General features: G+C 56.4%; 18 protein-coding genes. 9 read left to right on the forward strand and 9 right to left on the reverse strand.

Translation table 11 applies throughout. From position 1 onward, the window contains the following. Positions 1-14 precede the first annotated feature (14 nt). Complete coding sequence (locus tag ABD931_RS06970; RefSeq protein WP_345265345.1) at positions 15-965, forward strand: efflux RND transporter periplasmic adaptor subunit; 951 nt, start codon at positions 15-17, stop codon at positions 963-965. Here the strand turns inward: ABD931_RS06970 and ABD931_RS06975 are convergent. From ABD931_RS06975 to ABD931_RS06985, 3 genes are all read right to left on the reverse strand, one after another. Further along, positions 962-2,191 carry a cation:proton antiporter domain-containing protein gene (locus tag ABD931_RS06975; protein WP_345265347.1) on the reverse strand — a complete coding sequence of 410 codons (1,230 nt, stop codon included), beginning with the start codon at positions 2,189-2,191 and terminating at the stop codon, positions 962-964. The genes ABD931_RS06970 and ABD931_RS06975 overlap by 4 nt on opposite strands. Before the next feature lie 81 nt (positions 2,192-2,272). Then, complete coding sequence (locus ABD931_RS06980) at positions 2,273-3,649, reverse strand: chloride channel protein (protein WP_345265349.1); 1,377 nt, start codon at positions 3,647-3,649, stop codon at positions 2,273-2,275. Positions 3,650-3,751: 102 nt separating this feature from the next. Further along, positions 3,752-4,546: an ion transporter gene (locus ABD931_RS06985; protein WP_345265351.1), complete on the reverse strand. Its 795-nt coding sequence runs from the start codon at positions 4,544-4,546 to the stop codon at positions 3,752-3,754. A 114-nt stretch (positions 4,547-4,660) separates the two neighbouring features. On the opposite strand from ABD931_RS06985, the gene ABD931_RS06990 reads away from it, so the two are divergent. The 5 genes from ABD931_RS06990 to ABD931_RS07010 all read left to right on the forward strand — a co-directional run bounded on the left by ABD931_RS06990 (position 4,661) and on the right by ABD931_RS07010 (position 9,925). Then, the gene (locus tag ABD931_RS06990; protein WP_345265353.1) at positions 4,661-5,398 is read left to right on the forward strand and encodes a hypothetical protein; all 738 of its coding nucleotides are present in this window, start codon (positions 4,661-4,663) and stop codon (positions 5,396-5,398) included. Positions 5,399-5,730: 332 nt separating this feature from the next. After that, on the forward strand, positions 5,731-7,731 hold the full coding sequence (locus tag ABD931_RS06995; RefSeq protein ID WP_345265355.1) for a heavy metal translocating P-type ATPase: 2,001 nt from the start codon (positions 5,731-5,733) through the stop codon (positions 7,729-7,731). A gap of 30 nt (positions 7,732-7,761) precedes the next feature. Then, positions 7,762-8,103, forward strand: a complete 342-nt coding sequence (locus ABD931_RS07000; RefSeq protein ID WP_345265357.1) for a hypothetical protein — start codon at positions 7,762-7,764, stop codon at positions 8,101-8,103. Positions 8,104-8,125: 22 nt separating this feature from the next. Next, positions 8,126-9,184, forward strand: a complete 1,059-nt coding sequence (locus ABD931_RS07005) for an AI-2E family transporter (protein WP_345265360.1) — start codon at positions 8,126-8,128, stop codon at positions 9,182-9,184. A gap of 150 nt (positions 9,185-9,334) precedes the next feature. After that, positions 9,335-9,925 (forward strand): hypothetical protein, encoded by a 591-nt coding sequence (locus ABD931_RS07010; RefSeq protein WP_345265362.1) that lies wholly within the window; start codon positions 9,335-9,337, stop codon positions 9,923-9,925. A gap of 45 nt (positions 9,926-9,970) precedes the next feature. On the opposite strand, the gene ABD931_RS07015 is transcribed toward ABD931_RS07010, so the two are convergent. From ABD931_RS07015 to ABD931_RS07035, 5 genes are all read right to left on the reverse strand, one after another. Next, complete coding sequence (locus tag ABD931_RS07015; RefSeq protein WP_345265364.1) at positions 9,971-10,921, reverse strand: cation diffusion facilitator family transporter; 951 nt, start codon at positions 10,919-10,921, stop codon at positions 9,971-9,973. Continuing rightward, a complete protein-coding gene (locus ABD931_RS07020; RefSeq protein WP_345265366.1) occupies positions 10,918-11,385 on the reverse strand; it encodes a transporter substrate-binding domain-containing protein in 468 nt (155 codons plus the stop codon). Before ABD931_RS07020 ends, ABD931_RS07015 begins: the two co-directional genes overlap by 4 nt. Before the next feature lie 5 nt (positions 11,386-11,390). Continuing rightward, positions 11,391-11,630 carry a heavy-metal-associated domain-containing protein gene (locus ABD931_RS07025; RefSeq protein ID WP_345265368.1) on the reverse strand — a complete coding sequence of 80 codons (240 nt, stop codon included), beginning with the start codon at positions 11,628-11,630 and terminating at the stop codon, positions 11,391-11,393. Between the two features lie 153 nt (positions 11,631-11,783). Continuing rightward, positions 11,784-11,939, reverse strand: a complete 156-nt coding sequence (locus ABD931_RS07030) for a hypothetical protein (RefSeq protein ID WP_345265370.1) — start codon at positions 11,937-11,939, stop codon at positions 11,784-11,786. 70 nt (positions 11,940-12,009) lie between these two features. Next, a complete protein-coding gene (locus ABD931_RS07035) occupies positions 12,010-13,527 on the reverse strand; it encodes a vitamin K epoxide reductase family protein (RefSeq protein WP_345265372.1) in 1,518 nt (505 codons plus the stop codon). 152 nt (positions 13,528-13,679) lie between these two features. On the opposite strand from ABD931_RS07035, the gene ABD931_RS07040 reads away from it, so the two are divergent. Beyond that, on the forward strand, positions 13,680-14,417 hold the full coding sequence (locus ABD931_RS07040) for a haloacid dehalogenase type II (protein ID WP_345265374.1): 738 nt from the start codon (positions 13,680-13,682) through the stop codon (positions 14,415-14,417). A gap of 187 nt (positions 14,418-14,604) precedes the next feature. On the opposite strand, the gene ABD931_RS07045 is transcribed toward ABD931_RS07040, so the two are convergent. Beyond that, positions 14,605-16,665 (reverse strand): heavy metal translocating P-type ATPase, encoded by a 2,061-nt coding sequence (locus ABD931_RS07045; protein WP_345265976.1) that lies wholly within the window; start codon positions 16,663-16,665, stop codon positions 14,605-14,607. A 684-nt stretch (positions 16,666-17,349) separates the two neighbouring features. On the opposite strand from ABD931_RS07045, the gene ABD931_RS07050 reads away from it, so the two are divergent. Both ABD931_RS07050 and ABD931_RS07055 read left to right on the forward strand, forming a co-directional pair. Continuing rightward, positions 17,350-17,967, forward strand: a complete 618-nt coding sequence (locus tag ABD931_RS07050; RefSeq protein ID WP_345265376.1) for a metalloregulator ArsR/SmtB family transcription factor — start codon at positions 17,350-17,352, stop codon at positions 17,965-17,967. A 34-nt stretch (positions 17,968-18,001) separates the two neighbouring features. Continuing rightward, entirely contained in the window at positions 18,002-18,952 is a 951-nt protein-coding gene (locus ABD931_RS07055) for a sterol desaturase family protein (RefSeq protein ID WP_345265978.1), read from the forward strand. The last annotated feature ends 72 nt before the right edge of the window (positions 18,953-19,024 follow it).

The raw sequence follows: 19,024 nt of genomic DNA on the forward strand, positions 1-19,024 counted from the left end.
AAGGAAAACGACGTATGAAAACGAACATAGCGATTGCCACGGCCGGTCTTCTGCTTTCGGGAACGCTGCTGACGGGTTGCCGGTCGGACGAAAAAGAAAAGCCCCGCCAGAAACGGCCCCGGCGCGAGGTTGCCGTACAACAGGCGGTGCCGGTAACCAGGCGTAGTCCGGCATCGGAGGAGTCGCGGCAGACGCTGGCCCCGGTAATTCAGTTGCCGGGGGAGTTCAGACCATACCAGGAGGTGAACCTGTACCCCAAAGCAAACGGGTTTATTACGAAGGTGCTGGTGGACCGGGGCTCGGTGGTGCGGAAAGGGCAGGTGCTGCTGGTGCTGGAGGCCCCCGAAATAGAAGAGCAACTGGTGGCGGCCCGTTCCGGTTACCTGCAGGCAAAAGCGGTGCTGGCCACCAGTCAGGACCATTATCGCCGGCTGCTGGTCAGCAGCAAAGTGCCGGGCTCCGTAGCCCCGTTCGATCTGGAAACGGCCAGAGCGAAAGTAACGGCAGATAGCGCGGCTGCGGTGGGTGCCAATGCCAATTATCAGGCCCTGCAGAAGCTCAAAGGGTATCAGGTGTTGCGGGCACCGTTCAACGGCGTTATCACCGAGCGCAATGTGCATCCGGGGGCGCTGGTAGGACCCGGCTCCAAACAGGAGCAGCCGATGCTGGTCTTGCAGGATCAGTACCGGCTCCGGCTGCTGGTCGACATCCCCGAGACCTACAGTATGCGGGTGCGGGAGGGAAGCTCCATTGTATTTACCGTTAATGCCGTGCCCGGCCGGGAGTTTCGGGGACGTGTGAGCCGGCGGTCCGGCAGCATGAATCAGCAGTTTCGCTCCGAGACGGTAGAGATAGATGTACCCAACCCCAGTCGCCAGTTCAAGCCCGGCATGTTTGCCGAGATCATTCTGCGTTCGGATGAGGTACCGGTGCCGGTGGGGCCGGAGCCAACTGTTGTTGATTAACCGTTGGGCCGGGAGGTCCGGCTGTACCATCTGACGAGTGGAGCGGCCGATACACCGTGAGCGACCAATGACGCACAGATCAGTAAGCTGCCGATGCTCCAGGGTTCATTGTAGCCGGTGCGCCGTAAGGCCAGCGTGGCATAGAACAGGGCGGCTACCCCGATCGGCCCGAACCAGCCCAAAAAGAAAGCATCGTTGCGTTTGCGCAAATCCGGAAGCAGGGGCTTCAGGAGGAGCACAAACGGCAGCCGGCGGACCAGCAGCACCAGTCCGGCCAGCAGCATCCCCCGCCAGCCCCACCGGTACCATTGCTCCCAGGGCAGCAGTAAACCCAGCAGGGTAAAGATCGGCAGCGTAAAAAATTGATTGACCGCTTCCTGAACCCGCTCTTCCTCGTGACGTTCGTTGGTATCGGCTATCCGGTCGAAGGCAATACCGGCCGCAAAAACCGCTAGGATTCCATCTGTGCCCAGTAGTTTGGCGGCTCCCAAAACAATCAGGGTCAGCGCCAGGCTAAAGGCCAGGAACGAATTTTCCTGAACCGTTTCCCGGTCTTCGGCCCACCGCAGCAGGTAACCCGCTCCGGCACCCAGCAGCACCCCAAAGAGGAGGGCTCCGCCCACTTCCCACAGGACGACATAACCCAGCCAGGGCCCCCATACCTCACCTTCGGGTTTGGTCAGCAGCAGCACCGGCAGCAGGACGATCGGATAGGCTAAACCGTCGTTTGCCCCGGATTCGGCTGAGAGGGTGTGCCGGAGGTGGGCCGGGAGGGTATCGGTTGCCAGTTGCCCCGTTACAATGGAGCTGGCAACAATGGGGTCTGTGGGCGAAACAACGGCCCCGACCAGCAGCGCGGGCAGGACCGGCAAGCCGAGTACCCAATACGCCAGCAAACTACTGCTCAGCCACATCAGGGGCATGCCCAACCCAAGCAGCACACCTAAGGAGCGCCAGTGCTGTGTCAGAAATCCCGGCGGCAGACGCAGGGCCACTCCCATGAGTCCGATAGCAATGGTAATGCGGGCCGCCTGTTCAAGAATCATTTCAGGTTTTCCCCATTGCGCCGGGTGGAGCAGTCCCAGACCCTGAGGCCCTAAAAGGATCCCACATAGCAGGGCCAGCAGAGGAATGGAAACGATGGTTCGCTTTAATAGTCTGGAAAAAATGCCTAAGCCCAGTACGATACTCCCCACCGTTACCAGTGCAGTATTCAGTTCGGTCATAAGCCGGCTCCCTTAAATGACAGTAGCTGTCTGCTTAAACCCATATACGTTTACAGTTGTTCGACCGCCGTTTAGGCTGGTTCAGAGCGCGGCCGGCGTGCCGGGCTGCTGCAGAGCTTCTTTAAAGAAGGTAAGCTTTAAGCGTTCGTAGAGCGAATGGCGGTCTACCAGGGTGGCGGTCAGTTGGGCCACCAGACCACCCACCAGCAGCGGAAAGATAACCATGTTCCGGTCGGTCATTTCCACCACCAGAATAGCGGCCGTAAAGGGCGAGCGGACCACGCCGGTCAGAAAACTCACCATAGCGACCAGAATAACCATATTGGTGTGGGCCGGGGCTACGTACAGCCAGCCGGCCAGCAGTTTGCCCAGAACGGCTCCGGCGCTCAGCGAGGTAGCAAAAACGCCCCCGGCCGCCCCGCTGCTGTAACTCAGCACCATGCCGGCCAGCCGGACCGGAAAGATATACCAGGCTACGTGCGAAAACGGATTGAACAGCAGCCGGTTGATCAGCGGCTTGCCCGTTCCCATCGCATCCGGACCGAACAGAAAGATCAGGCCGGCAAACAGCAGGCCGCAGCCCAGCACCCAGCCTATCTGTCCTTTGGTACTGCTCCAGCGTTTCCGGTAGGTGTTGATCGTATCGAGTAGTTTGGCGAAGGCTGCGCCGGCCAGACCGGCGCAGGCGGCTGTAACGGACGCAACGCCCAGAAACGAAATGCCCGTGGGCGAAACCGGCGGGTAGCCCAGGTACAGGTAGGGCCCTAAAAACGCCTGGGCCGTCATGCCCGCAATAATGACGGCCGTGAAAACCGGCGTCCGGAAATGCGTAATATGCGTCCGGGTGAGTTCTTCCACCACAAAAACGATACCGCCCAGGGGCGTATTGAAGGCCGCAGCCAGGCCGGCGGCTCCGCCGGTTACCAGCACAATCTTGCGCGAAAGCTGGGGCCAGTTTTTAGGTTGCCAGTGCGAGATCCACCGAAAGACGGAGGCAGACACCTGGATGGTAGGCCCCTCACGACCGATAATACCGCCCCCCAGCAGCAACAGCATACTGCTGATGATTTTAACCACGGCAACCTTCAGGCCTACCAAATACCCCACCTTATGATCGTGCCCCGGATTGGCCAGTTCCAGAGCCGCCATTACCTGCGGAATACCGCTGCCGCGGGCTGCGGGGGCCAGCTTGTAGACCAGCCCCCACGCCAGCAGAAAAGCGACCGGCGTAAGCAGGAACGCCAGCGGAGGAACAGCCTCCAGCCACTCGCGGCAGACCGCTTCGGCCCACGAAAAGCCTTTTTCATACAGATAGGCAATGATACCGGTAGCTACTGAAGCAATCCAGAACGGAATGGCCAACTGCGTAGCCGTGCGCACCTCGTCGGACCGGAGCCGTTGGAGAACCGACCGGTCGAGCCAGGTTAAAATCCGCTGATAACGGGAAGGACGTTGCATAGACTATGAACACATATAGATAGCGGGCTTCTTACGGCTAACGCTCGGTTTTGCCAATAAAACGGTTCATTGAGCCTGTGGTCCTGGACCAGCAGGCGGCCCTTAGGGTTCCCGAAGCCGGGTTACCTCCTCGCGCAGCAGCCGGATTTCGGCTTTCAGCTCTTCCAGCGTCTGAGCCCCGGCTATTTCGCCCTCTTTGCTTTCGGCATCGCGGCCGATAAAGAATGTGGCCAGCGTGGCCGTAACGTAGCCGAAAACCGCAAAGGCATACAGCGCCAGCAGAAAACACAAGGCCCGTCCTTCGGGCGTTTTGGGCCAGTACTCCGACCCCATAGTGGTCATCAGCATGGCCGTCCACCATAAACTTTCGCCGTAGCTGTTCAGCGCTGTTCCATCAGGGGCTTCGCGCTCAAAGGCATACATACCGGCGGCACCGGCAAAGGTAACCAGCCCGGTCAGCAGCACAATATAGCCGAAACCCCGGCGGCTCATACTGGCCCCCAGCGCCCGCATGCCCCGGTTGATGGAGCCCACCACTTTAACCAGCCGCACACCTCGGGCCAGGCGCAGCACGCGCAATACCCGCACAATCCGGAATATGCGCAGGGCCGGAATCACCAGCGAAATGATGGTCAGCACGTTCTTTCTCAGAAAATGCCGTTTGTCCGGGGCCAGGGTAAGCTGTAGCAGAAAGCTCAGAATAAAAAGAAGCCAGATACCGTTTACCAGTTTTTCCAGCAGCGGAGTCAGGCCGTAGGTCAGCTCCTGAACCAGCAACGCCAGCCAGACAAAGCCCAGCAGGATCAGCGGCATTTCCAGCCAGCTATTCAGTTGGCGGAGCAGGCGGTACCGCTCCTGCCGGAGGTTTTCACGATCAGACGAGTTTACATCGGCCATAGGTTTCTCGGTAGCACTCCATCAATCAAACCGCCACAGAATAAGGATGTTTACCGTTTCTAATCATTTGTTAATGTGGCGGGTTTCATAGAAACGACGTAATCCGGTTATCGTATGCAGATACTCGCTTTAGCTGCGGCCTGTCTACTGGCGCTGATTCACCTGTTTGCGGCCAGATTCAGCTTCCTGGGCGGTGTACCCCGCAACCGCTGGCTGTCGTTTGCCGGTGGGATCTCTATCGCCTATATTCTGGTGCATTTGCTGCCCGAACTCAACCGGTCTCAGCAGGAGGCTATCGGAGAAAATCATCCGCTCACCATTGCGCTGGAGGAGCCCGTATACATTGTCGCCCTGGCCGGCCTGGTGGCTTTTTACGGGCTGGAACATCTCGCTCTGGCTTCCCGAGACCAAAACCGGGGAGCCGGGGAGAAAGATTCCACCACGCCGGCGGTATTCTGGATTCATATCGGCTCGTTTGCTTTATACAACGCCCTGATCGGCTATACGCTTTTTCATCTGGAAGAAGGTCTTACGCTGAATTCGGTGTTGTTGTTCACGGTTGCTATGGGGCTGCATTTCATTATCTCCGATTTCAGCCTGCGGGAGCATCATCATGAGGAGCGGTATCAGCATAAAGGGCGGTGGCTGCTGTCCGGGGCCATTCTGCTGGGGGCTGCCGTAGGCTTTGTAACGGAGCTTCCCGAAGAGGTTACAGCCGTTACCATTGCGTTCCTGTCGGGTGGGGTTATCCTGAATGTGATTAAAGAGGAGTTGCCCAAGGAGCGGCAGAGCCGGTTTGTGCCGTTTCTGCTGGGGGCTGCCGGGTACGCCGTTCTGCTGCTGGCGGTATAGCCGCTCACACGAAGCGCCGGAACAGAGCCGTACCCTAAGTGGCTGCTCCTTTTGAAATCAAATCAGGGGTTTTCGGAGTATCAGATAATAGCCTGGTACCGCTAAAGGCTTGCAACGGAACATTCCAACATATCTTTTTTTAACTAACCAGTATGGCAGCAGACAACGTAACAACGCCGGAATTCTCTCACGATCCCGACCGTATCTGCCGGTCGTGGATTAGCCCAATGGCACAGGCACTGGCTGGAGCATTAGGAAACGCAACTAACCGGAGGGCTGTTTACCAGCCTGGGTATACTGAATTTATTCATTGACAGTTAACGATAAAGCCAATGACGCCACAGGATGATCATGACCATAACCACGATGCGTTGGAAGTAGTCACGGATGCGCCAAAGCCAGGGTCTGTGAAGACACCGGCTCCGGCGGCCGGCGGGGCGGGGCAAAGCTGGCGCACGTACCTGCCCGCTATCATCAGCTTCGTGCTGCTGCTGGCAGGGATTGCCCTGGATAACGTTGCTGCCGAAGATCTGCGGGCGTCTGTCTGGCATGATCCGTGGCGCTTTGTCTGGTATCTGGCGGCTTACTGGCCGGTGGGCTGGCCGGTGCTGCGCCGGGCCTGGAGCCGCATCCGCAACAAGGACGTATTTACCGAATTTTTCCTGATGGGCGTGGCTACCATTGGTGCTTTTCTCATCGGTGAGTATCCGGAGGGGGTAGCCGTTATGCTGTTTTACACCATCGGCGAACTGTTTCAGGATGCGGCCGTGATGCGGGCCCGGCGCTCCATTAAAGCCTTACTGGATGTGCGGCCCGATACCGTGACGGTGCTGCGCAACGGCCGCGTTACCGAGGTAAAAGCGGCCACCGTGGCCATTGGCGAGACCATTCAGGTAAAGCCGGGTGAAAAAGTAGGCCTGGACGGCACCATGCGCTCGGAAAACGGTTCGTTTAATACGGCCGCGCTGACGGGCGAAAGCGTACCGCGCACGATTCAGCAGGGCGAGGAGGTGCTGGCCGGCATGATTAACCGGCAATCACTGGTAGAGATGCAGGTGACCACGGCCTACCAGAACTCCAAACTGTCGCGCATTCTGAAAATGGTGCAGGAGGCTACCGGCCGCAAAGCCCAGACGCAGCAGTTTATCGCCCGCTTTGCTAAGATCTATACGCCAATTATCTGTGCCCTGGCGGTGCTGATTACGGTGGTGCCTTACTTTTTTGTGGAAAACTACGTGCTGCGCGAGTGGCTGTACCGGGGTCTGGTCTTTCTGGTCATTGGCTGCCCCTGTGCGCTGGTCGTGTCTATTCCGCTGGGGTACTTCGGCGGCATCGGGGCCGGGTCGCGGCAGGGTATCCTGTTCAAGGGGTCGGTATTTCTGGACCTGATGACGCAGCTCAAAACGGTGGTGATGGATAAGACCGGCACCCTCACCAAAGGCGTTTTCCGGGTGCAGGCCGTGAAGCCGCAGCCTGGTATTGATTCCGGCGAACTGATCCGGCTGACGGCCGCCCTGGAAAGTAAGTCGACGCACCCGGTGGCGACCGCCATTCTGGCCTATGCGGCCAATGCCTACCAGTCCATACCTGTCACAGCCGTGGAAGAAATTGCCGGCCACGGCTTAAAAGGGTCCGTTGCGGGAAAAGAGGTCTTGGCGGGCAACGCCAAACTGCTGCGGAAGTTTGGCGTTGCGTTCGATGAAGCGCTGACGCAGATCCCGTTCACGATTGTGATGGTGGCCATCAACGGGCAGTTTGCGGGCTACGTGACCATTGCCGATGAAGTGAAAGCAGACGCAGCGGCCGCCGTACAGGACCTGCACCGGCTGGGTATCCGGACTATCATGCTCTCGGGCGATAAGTCGGCGGTGGTGCAGGCAGTTGCCAGGCAGGTAGGCGTTGATCAGGCGTTTGGGGACTTACTACCGGAGGATAAGGTCGCGCATGTTGAACAGCTAAAAGCCGAATGGGCTACCACTTCCAAAAACAAACTGGCCTTTGTGGGTGATGGGGTCAACGATGCGCCGGTCATAGCCCTGGCCGATGTGGGTATGGCGATGGGCGGATTAGGCTCGGATGCTACGGTGGAAACGGCGGATGTGGTCATCCAGACCGATCAGCCATCGAAGATTGCGACAGCCGTAAAGATCGGCAGGGCCACCCGGCGCGTTGTCTGGCAGAATATTACACTATCGCTGGTGGTCAAGGCCATTGTGCTGTTACTTGGAGCCGGCGGCATTGCTACCATGTGGGAAGCGGTATTTGCCGATGTGGGCGTGGCTATGCTGGCCATTCTGAACGCCGTGCGGGTGCAGCGCCTGAATGTTAATTAATTAAGCAGGGACTCTAAAAAAGGCAGGCTGATGGAAAGCATTCACCTATCGCATTACAATACGCAGGTGACGTTTGATGCCAGAGATGGGGTGCATACGGTTCGGCTGGAGACGCTTCTGTTTCACAAAAACCCTAGTGCTCTGAATCAACTGCGGCTCACGGTCCGGGACGAAAACAACGTGCCGCTCTGGGCGGCTCCGCTGGCGGATTTCGCGGGCGGGCAGGCCTCGGAGGTGGCCATTGGTACGTCGTTTGCGGTACAGGACCGGATCATGGTTGAACTGATTGCCGGCTCCGGCCCGGCTGAGTTTACCGCCACGCTGACCTACCAGCTCAACCTACCCGATGCCGGCTATGTATCACCCGCCTGATGGGCAGAAACTTTTTGGCTATATGGAACAACACATTTCGTTCATCCGCAAGGCGGCTATTGCTGCCTTTGTTGGTCTGTCTATCGCCTGCCTGTTTCTGCTGGTGGCCTATGCCGCCAACTTTTTCTTTCTGGTCTTCGGGGGCATTCTGTTCGGCGTTCTGATCAGCGGCCTGACCAGTCTTTTCAGTCGCTTAACCGGGTTGCGGTACAGTCTGTCTATGGTGGTGGTCTGTCTGCTTATTTTGTTGCTGATTGGCGGAACCGGGTGGTTGCTGGCTCCTAAGATCAGCCGGCAGGTCGACCAGTTATCGGAAACCCTCCCACAGGCCATCCGGCAAACAGAAGCAAAGCTCGCCCGGTCGGGGTGGGGGCAGCGGTTGTTGCAGGGTTTGCCGAGCCAGCCCAGCCAGCTCATGCCGGAGCAAAAAGATGTGCTGTCCAGAGTAACGGGTATTTTTTCGGCTACCCTGGGCACGCTCGTCAACTTCCTGATCGTATTGATTACGGGCTTATATCTGGCATCCAGTCCTACCAATTACAAAGAGGGTTTAGTAGAACTAATCAATCCGCCCTACCGGGAGCGGGTCAGTCAGGTACTGGATAAATGTTATCATACCCTGGCCAACTGGTTTATCAGCCGCTCCATCACCATGACTGTCGTTGGAGTGGCTTCGGGGGTCGGTGTGGCGTTATTAGGGATTCCGTTTCCGGTGGTGCTGGGCATCATTGCCGGGGCAACAAACTTCATTCCTAACTTTGGTCCGTACATTGCCGTGGCCCCGGCCATGTTGCTGGCTTTTGCGCAGGAACCCAAACTGGCGTTATACGTCTTTCTCCTGTACATGGGTATTCAATCCCTGGAAGGCTACATCCTGACCCCCTTGCTGGATAAAAAGTTTGTGTCTGTTCCGCCCGCTCTGCTGCTGTTTGGTCAGGTGCTCCTGGGTCTGATGGTGGGCGTGGTCGGGGTGCTCTTTGCCTCACCCTTAATTGCCGTGCTGCGGGTCATTGTCGGCGAGCTGTATGTGAAGGATGTGCTGGAAAAGCGCCGGACTGCCGCATCGGCTACCGGCCGGTAACAAGCTCTCGGGTTCTCACACAACCGGCAGCCCATTAAATAACTTCTGAGCGCTGCTTAAGGCTTCCTTTATCCGGCCGGTGTTTATTAGTGTATGGCATATCGGCAAAATCGCCGGAGCAGCGATGCGTTACCCTAAAATCGAACGGTTATGGACAGCAAAACACAAGATGAAAACCATGCCCATCATTCTTCCTCCGGCAGCAATCGCAATTCAGCCCCGAACTGGCTGCCTTACGTACTGGCGGGTGTATTGCTGCTGGGTCTGCTCTACATGATCTACCGGAACTGGCAGCTCAACAAGCAGTGGGATGACGAACGGAAGGCAATGGCGCAGCAGGTCCGGACCGGGCAGGTTGAGAATGACCGCCACACGCTGACGCTGATGCTTAAATCACTGGCGTGGGCGATGCAGAACGTGATGACCCGTAATCCGTCGTCGACGTATAATCAGTCTGATATTAACCAGTATTTTAATTCTCTGATCCAGGAAAAGGGTGTCCGTGAATTATTGCTGGTAGGGCCAAACGGAAGCGTAATCCTGTCGACCAACAAAAAGAATCAGAATGTGCCGGTAACGGATCGCTACCCGGCCACCCTGATTCAACAGCCGGACGCGTATTTCCAGAATGCCGGTGATACCTACCGCCTGTCGGTACCGATTATGTCGCTGGACAACCGGCTCGGCACGGTCATAATGATCTACAAACCCGTGAATCTGATGCCGCAAAACCAACCCTGACGAATCCGCTACAGCGTTGCCGCAGCTTGTGCTGATGCGGTGGGCTTAGTCCTCCGGGAGTATCCGGACCGGCATGATAACGAACTCCTGTATACGCCAGTCAAGGCTTTGTATTTCGCTGGCTGCGTTTTCGATCAGGAGGGTCAGGTTCTCCTCCTGATTAGGGACGATGAAACCTTCGCCGAGGTAGATATGTCCTTCTTCGCGCAGGCGTATACGAAAGTCCTTAATCCAGGCGAAACCAGCCAGCTTGCTTTTTATGCTGTCCAGCAAAGGGTCTGTTGTCTGATTGTCTACGGTCTTCGGAATCTCGTCCATCAGGTCAAATATTGCCTGTTTCAGGTTGATATAGCCATCGTGTACAATATCGACGGCGATAACCAGGGCGGCCACGGCATCGGCCCACCACCAGCCCATACCGATGCCTAGTATGCCAAAAATTGCGGCAGCGGCTGTCATCCAGTCGGCTTTGTTCATCTTCGCATCGGTATACAGGTTCTTTTCGTGGAGTTTTTTGGCCAGCGGCAGCTTCTTTTGGCCTAAAATCATGGCCGGGAAAGTACCCCAGAGCATAGCGGCAATCATCAGGTAACCCAGCCAGATCGGATAGCCGAACAATACGACTGTGCCGATGGTGGCATGCTCCGCCTTGACCAGCGTCGTTGCAGAGTCGATCACCAGAAAAGCACCAATCGAAAACAACGCCAGCGCACTGCACAGGTACGCAATGCTAACCACCCGATGGTAGCCATAAGGGAAATTCTTATTCGGCGATTTCATGAAAATGCGCGAGGCAATTAGGAACGAAACGGAAGGGGTAAGGCTCAGCAGGTCCTCAAACCAGGCCGTTTTCATGGCCTGCGAGTTGCCCATGGTCAGGTAAACGGTTATGGCCGTGGAGATCAGATAGGCAATTGTGATCCACTCCAGCCGCCTGGCCCGCTCAAAGTCGGGCCGGAGCTCCTCCGGAAATTCAAAACGTTTTAGTTGTTTCATGGCTGAACCCGCGCGTTGATAGCTTGCTCATGCTCGTGCAGAAACCGCTCCAGACGTACGATAAAGGCATTTTCCCCCTGGATGGCAGCCATGACATGTTTCTTTTCGCCTGTTTCGACAAACGGTCGGGTCAGCCCTACTTTCTTCTTCCAGGGATTGTTGTCGGTGATGCCGGCAATGACCAGGTGCAGCTTTTGCTTTTCCAGGTCTTCAAACAGGTTCTGCTCGGTATCGTTATGCCAGGCAACCTGAGCCTTAAGGGTGGCGGCAAACGCTTTGACGAGGTTGGCCTCTATGCCGGTTGGTACGCTGTCGGTTTTAATAACCCAGGGCGGGTTCTCCGAGTAGCCAACCCGCAGGGTGCCGCCCGTGGCGGTTTTCAGGGTGTTTCGGGGGTCTTTCGGATACGTATCGCACCCCCAGGCGGGCAGGCAGAGCACAATCAGAAGAATAACATGCTTCATAGGCATTACAGCTCCCCGCCCCCGATACCGACTACCCGCACCATTTCGGCATTATAGCCGGCCTCTTTTACCAGATTTTCAACACGCTGGGGATCCACGTCTTCGCCCGAAACGCTCAGGATTTTATCGGGGCTGTCGGTGTCGACGTTCCATTTGGAAATGCTTTTTTCTCCGTCTAAAAACGGCCTAACCGTGGCTACGCAGCCGCCACATTTAATATTGGTTTTGAATTTCAGGACTTTCATAGCTACAGGAAAATTAATGGTCACTAAACAGGACCTGGCATAGTAAAAAACCGGAGAACCCCGCCTGGGTGTCTGTGAGGTAAACAGGAAAGCACCGGTAATGTTTGGCTTCAGCCACGCTTGGCTTTAAACGACTCCGGCAGACAGAACTAGCTACTGTTGCTGAAGGGTAGGATCCATCATAGCCACGACCCGGCCCGACCAGGTGAAATCGTGCGTACCGGACCGGTGAAGGAGGCATAATACGCCCTGAATCTGCTCTTCCGGATCAGTTCCTGAGTGCTGCGAAAGAGCATCATGTGGTGGCATCGGTATAGCCTTTTTTCGCAGAAAACAGTACAGAAACCAATTGAACAACACCCAGGTTGGGCCGCGTCAGTCATCGTACGTATTCATCCCAGCCGCCGTACGTCTCGGTTTTGGGGCCACGCGGCAGCGCCAGCAGCGCTACCAGCACGCCGGATACCAGGCTGCTGATAGACAGAAAGGCGGTTGTGTTGCCGGTAAACCAGATGCTCACGGCTACGGCCAGCCCCAGGAGTATATTCAGGTACCGCCCGATGCGCAGGACCTCACCCATGCAGACGACCGATACCACCACGATCAGGGCACCACCCAGGTGATTGACGCCGGCCGCCGGGGTCTGAATGGCTACCCCAAATACGGCGGGTGAAAACACCAGCCAGATACCCAGCAGCATCGACAGCACCAGCGTCCACGGAAAACTCATGCCCCAGATCGAGGCCCGGAAGATATGGCCCTGCTCCTGCGGAAACTTCATCAGGTCGGGGGTTCGCTGGTCCATATCGCCATCCTCCATCCCGCCCCCTTTCCAGAACACCTTCCAGAAGGATTCGCCTTTACGCACCTGCTTTTTCATGTACTGCACCATAGCTATGACCTCATCCACCTCCAGCGGAATCATGGGCAGCATAATGGCCGCAGCCAGCAGGCAAAACGTACACCAGTAGCCAACGGCCAGGGGCTGCGAGATCACCAGAAAGATATGCACCAGCCCCAGCGGAATCACCAGAATGCCGAAGAAGGTAACCATCCAGGGCATGGTGCGCCAGCGGGCGGGGCTACCCATGAAGCCCATCAGGAACTCAAAGGTGTAGGCTAGCGACCCCAGCCCGGCATCGGAAACCGGCAGGGAGTGCGACATGGCCGAGTTCAGTACGCGCCGGGTGCTTTCGCCGAAGAACGGGTCCCAGATGGTATCGATATAGCCGAGCTGAAACGCAGCCAGGTACCGCGATACCAGCCAGCCCATCAGGCCCGTTACGATCATGATCCACCGCTGTGGCCAGCTCGACGGGTTATAACTCCAGCCGGGGGGCGTGTCGGGACCCATTTCCATGTATATGATCATGTTGGGCATGCCCGGAATCAGGATAGTCAGGGCAACTACCAGGGCACCGACCAGCGTATCATTCAGGTAAGCCACCGCCGTGGGCGACCAGAACAGGAGCGGGGCAATGCTCAGCCAGACTCCTACAAAGCAGCAGATCCAAAGGCTGATGGGCCGGTTGGGCGTCAGCGATCGGTAGCCGAAAATGACCAGCAATGCCCCGCTGATGATGTCGCTCCATTTCATGGCCAAAATGCGACTGTCCAGCGACAGCCAGACCGAGCGGCCTCCGCTGGGCACCACCGGGTTTTTGCCGTAATCGAACGTCAGGGGCGACAGGATGACCCAGACGCCCAGAATAACCACCAGCCAGTAAATCCAGAGCGTCTGATTATGGTGCATCTGGAGCATCTCCTTGCGCTGCTCCGGCGTCATTTTGTGCTGTTGATCGTTATGCTGGTCGTGCCCGGCCGGATGGCCGTCTTCCTGCTGATGCTCATGCATCATGGGCCGGGTCACTCCGCGCTTTCCCATTTTCGTGTCCATGCCAGTCTGGCCTTTTAGTAACAGTTCAGGCTCGGATCAGCAGGCTGCGGGTGTTTTAGTATAGTAACCCCATTGGCTCTGATCCTGTCTTCTTTAGAAACTCTTTTAAAACAGGTTGGTTTAGAAGGCATTGCCATCAAACGCGCTGGAGTATGAGTTCATTTTACGCCAATCCCACCGATCTGCCCAAGGGGCTGGATATTTCCCGGCTTAAAGTTATTCTGTTTGATGTGAACGAGACGCTGCTGGATCTGAGCGAGGTCGAGCAGGCTTTTGGGCGGGCGTTTGAGCAGCCTTTTGCGTTCCGGCACTGGTTTTCGCAACTGCTGCACTACTCACTGGTCGACACCATCACGGAGAACTTCCATGACTTCCGGCAGATTGGCGAAGCCGCCATGGCCATGACCAGCCAGTTTTTCGACAAGGCGGTGTCGCCCGAGCAGCGGCAGCAGTTGTTAAACACCTTTGGGCAACTACCGCCCCATCCCGATTGTAAGGAAGGACTGAAGCGGCTGAAAGCCGGCGGATTCCGGTTGGCGGCCCTCACCAACTCACCCGCCCAGACCCTGCATAAACAGATGGCGCAATCCGGCCTGGACGTTTTCTTTGACGCCATGTTGAGTGTAGAGGCCACCCAGCGTTACAAGCCGCACCCGGCCCCGTACCAGCTGGCGCTGGCTCACCTGGAGGTACAGCCCAACGAAGCCTTAATGGTCACCGCTCACGGCTGGGATATTGCCGGTGCGAGCCATGCCGGGCTGTATACGGCTTTTCTGGCCCGGAAAGGGCAGGCCCTGTACCCGTTAACGGCCGCTCCCGCCCTGACCGGATCAACACTCGTGGACCTGGCCGGCCAACTGGAGGCTAAACAGCGCGGTGAGGCTGGGTAACTGGTTGAATAGTTAATTGGTTGAGGCCGTAGATGTCCTGCCAAAACCAGCCGTCGTGGGCCAGCAGGCGGGACATGATCCGGCGGGTGTGCTGCACCTCGTCCGGTAGCGGCAGGCCCAGCCGCGGTTCATTAATTAAATAAACCGGGTTTATGGTCTACTTATTCCTGGTGCCGGCCGGATCGGCTTACCGATGGGTATTCTCAGAAGCCTTCAGGCTGCCCTTCAGGCGTTGGGCATTAATGGCAACGATAACCGTACTGGCACTCATCAGAACCGCCCCGATGGCCGGACTCAGGACAAAGTTGGGATACAGCACCCCGGCCGCCAGCGGAATGGCAATGACGTTGTAGCCTGTAGCCCAGAGCAGATTCTGGATCATCTTGCGGTAGGTGGCCTTGCCAAACTCCACCAGGTTGGTAATATCGGTGGGCTTGCTGTTGACCAGAATGATGTCGGCGGTTTCGGCGGCAACGTCGGTGCCGGAGCCGACCGCAATACCTACGTTGGCCTGCGCCAGGGCGGGCGCATCGTTTACGCCATCGCCGGTCATGGCCACAAACGCACCTTGCTTTTGTAAATCCTTTACCACGTTTACCTTCTGCTCGGGCAGCACTTCGGCGTAGACGCCGTCCAGGCCCAATTCGCTGGCTACCGCATCGGCTACTTTCCGGTTATCTCCCGTAGCCATATAGACCTTGATACCTGCTTCCTGCAATCGCCGGACGGCATCTTTGGAGTCTTCCCGGATTTTATCGGCCAGTGCCACGTAGCCTGCCAACTGTCCATCAACCAGCACAAATACCACCGTTTCGGCACCGCTGCCGTAGGCATCCTGCGGCTGCTCAATCCCGTTTTCTTTCAGATAGCCGGGGCTGACGACCAGCACCTGCTTCCCATCAATAGTAGCCGAAACACCTTTACCGGTAATCGACTGGAAGTTGCTGATGGCCGGCAGATCCAGTTTGCGCTTTTTAGCTTTCCGGACAATACCCTGTGCAATGGGGTGCTGCGACTGCTGCTCCAGAGCGGCCACCATCCGCAGAAAAGCGGCTTCATCGGCACCACCGGTCAATACCTTCACGCGGGTAACCCCAAATTCGCCTTCGGTCAGGGTACCGGTTTTGTCGAACACCATGGCGGTAATCTTGCGGGCTTCCTCAAAGGCGGTGCGGTTGCGGATGAGTAAGCCTTTTTGCGCGGAGATAGCGGTAGAAATGGCTACGACCAGCGGAATGGCTACACCCAGGGCGTGCGGACAGGAGGTTACCATCACGGTGACCATCCGCTCTACCGCAAACGATACCTCTTTACCACCCCAAAGCCAGGCGATGAGCGTAATCAGACCAACGGATAAGGAGAGTATAGTCAGCCAGCCCGCAGCCCGGTCGGCCAGCGCCTGGGTCTGCGATTTAGCGTTCTGGGCTTCGGCCACCATGTTCACCACCTTGTTCAGGTAGCTGTCTTCGCCCTTATGCGTCACCCGGATGGTGAGGGAGCCTTCGCCGTTGACCGCGCCGGCTATTACGGAGTCGGTGGCCCCTTTCTGTACCGGCACACTTTCGCCGGTCAGCATACTTTCGTTGACGGAGCTTTCACCGTCTACTACGTTCCCGTCGGTTGGAATGCGCTCGCCCGGCCGCACCAGCACCAGATCGCCGGGGTGCAGGGTGTCGACTTTCACATCGGTGATGGTGCTGCCCTGCACTTTATGGGCGTCGGCGGGCAGCATTTGCACAATCAGTTCGAGGGAGCGGGAGGCTCCGGCTACGGATTTCATTTCCAGGTAGTGCCCAATCAGCATAATGTCGATCAGCGTGGCCAGTTCCCAGAAGAAATCCATTCCCTGTAGCCAGCCGACCGATACCGCTACGCTATAGACGTAAGCAGCCGTAACGGCAACCGCCACCAGCGTCATCATGCCCATCTGCCGGGTGCGTAATTCACCAACCATACCGGTCAGAAATGGCCAGCCACCATAGACGTAAATGACGCTTGCCAGAACCACTACAATAGGTTCCCGGTACGGAAAATCCAGATGATACCCGACCAGGTCCTGAAACATCATGGACAACGCAATCACCGGTACCGACAGCACCAGACATACCCGGAACCGGCGCAGGAAATCGGCAATCATCGCCCCGTGGTCATGGACGCCGTGGCTGCCGTGCCCGGCATGGCTGTGGTCCATTGTGGTGTGGTCCATCTGACCATGCGCTGCACCGCCATGGTGTTGAGTGTGGTCCATAATGCCACTGTGACTGTTGTGTCCGATATGCTGCTGCGCCGGCTGCTCGGCAGGTGGTTCTTTGGTTTCTTCCTGTACAATCTCCTTTTCCGGCGTACCGTGGGTATAATGGTGAGCATGAGCAGTGTGTCCGTTACCGGCAGGAATCGTAGGCCCGGCATGATGGTGGTGCCCGCTGTGGGTATGGTGGCCGGGATTGGTATGGTCAGCCTGCTGCGCTTCCATGACATGAAAAGGGCCAACCGTGGAGACTACCCGCTGTACATCATCAATGGATGGGTACTCATCTACGGTAATGGTAGCCTGTGGAGGCTCCACGGTGACTTTCGCATCTACAACAGTTGCCTGTGCCAGCAAAGCCTGTTTAATCTTCTGGGCTTGTTCTGCCGTCTGGAGGCCGTGCAGTATATACTGATGTTGGTGTCTCATATCGGGTTGAAGCTTTGGGGTAGTGTGTTGGCAAAGTAACCGCTTGTTCACCAGGAACGAGTTACACAATTCGGCTTCAGGTTTGTAAGATTTTGGCACTACACACCAAACCCGAATCAAAAAAAGATGTTGTATAATCAATAAATATATTGAATAATTGATTAAATGGTTAGTTTTGTGCCATGTAATAGGGAGCAGCGGATTATTATGGAGAAGAGACAATTCAAAGAAGGGGTTTACAGTGGTATATCTCAAATGACAAAAGCATTATCAAACCCTAACCGGCTGGAGATTATCGACCTGCTGGCCCAGGGCGAGAAAACGGTAGAAGTCATTGCTCAGGAAATTAATGCATCGGTAGCGAACGCTTCGCAGCACTTGCAGGTGCTCAAACAGGCTCGCTTGGTCAGCACCCGCCGGCAGGGTCATTTTATTTATTATACGCTTGCCAGTCCGGAGGTATTTGGTGCATGGTATGCCCTGCGTTCACTGAGCATTCGTCAGATACCCGAAGTGAAACAGGTTATAGACGACTTCCGGCATAGCCGGGACAGTCTGGAAGCCATTTCCATTGAAGCACTCACGGAAAAGCTGGAGTTGGATGAAGTTGTACTTCTGGATGTAAGACCGGCCGAAGAATACCGGATGGGGCATATTCCCAGGGCAATTTCTGTTCCTATCGACCAGTTGGACTTGCAAGTCAAGAGCCTCCCGGCCCGACAAGAAATTATTGTTTATTGTCGGGGGCCTTTCTGTGTATTTGCCGACGAAGCGGTGGTCCGGCTCAAAAATCAGGGATACCGGGCTACCCGGCTGGAAGAGGGCTTCCCCGATTGGAAACGACTCGGTCTGCCGGTTGCTTTTCCGCAGTAATTCACCCGTAAAGCCAAGGTAAGTCATGGCAGGAATCGAAAAATACGGACAGATACTATTAGAGTCTTTCCTGGGTTTCAGCGCCTATCTGTATCGGGAAGTACTCCACCCCCACTGGACCAATTTCGTGTATTGGCTACTGGCACTATCGCTGTTTTGCTGGAGCCTGGAAATCCTGTTTCCCTGGCGAAAAGAGCAGGCCCTTTTCCGGCAGGACTTCTGGCTGGATGCTTTCTACATGGTATTTAACTTTTTTTTGTTCTCGCTGATCGGGTACAATGCGCTGTCTGATGTAGGCGTGGAAGCCTTCAGAGACCTACTGGCAACGGTAGGCATTCGTCATCTGGTAATCTGGGATATAGCTGACTGGCCGGTATGGGCGCGACTGCTGACGCTGTTTGTGGTGCGTGACTTTGTGCAATGGAATATTCACCGCTTGCTGCACCGGGTAGGGTGGCTGTGGCAGTTTCACAAAGTACATCATTCGGTTGAAGAAATGGGTTTTGCCGCTCACTTTCGTTATCATCCAATGGAGACGGTATTTTACCGGACGCTGGAGTATATACCGCTGGCTATGATTGGCTTCGGCTTAACCGACTTCTTTATTGTTCATCTGTTTACGCTTGCTATAGGGCATCTTAACCACACTAATGTGTACCTGCCTCTGGGCCGGTTGACATACCTCCTTGCTAATCCACAGACGCATATGTGGCATCATGCCAAAGAGTTGCCCCGGCCGGCCCATGGGGTCAACTTCGGGCTTACGCTAAACCTGTGGGACTATCTGTTCGGCACCGGTCATTTCCCCAAAGAAGACCGTCAGGTGACGCTGGGATTCGATGGGGTCGAGACGTTCCCCCGGCGGTTCTGGAGTCAGCTCCGCTACCCTTTTACTAAACTACGGCGGTGGCATCAGGTCGCCGAAAGACAAACTATTCGGGTAAATGGCACCACCGCAGGGCCGGACGTTTATAAACCTACCTAAGCAGGTACATTTTGCCCGTAGTTGCGGGTGTTGTTGATGGCTGTCAGGAGCAGAGCACCGGTGATGGTCAAC

The sequence above is a fragment of the Nibrella viscosa genome (genome assembly GCF_039541875.1).
Taxonomy (GTDB): Bacteria; Bacteroidota; Bacteroidia; order Cytophagales; family Spirosomataceae; genus Nibrella; species Nibrella viscosa.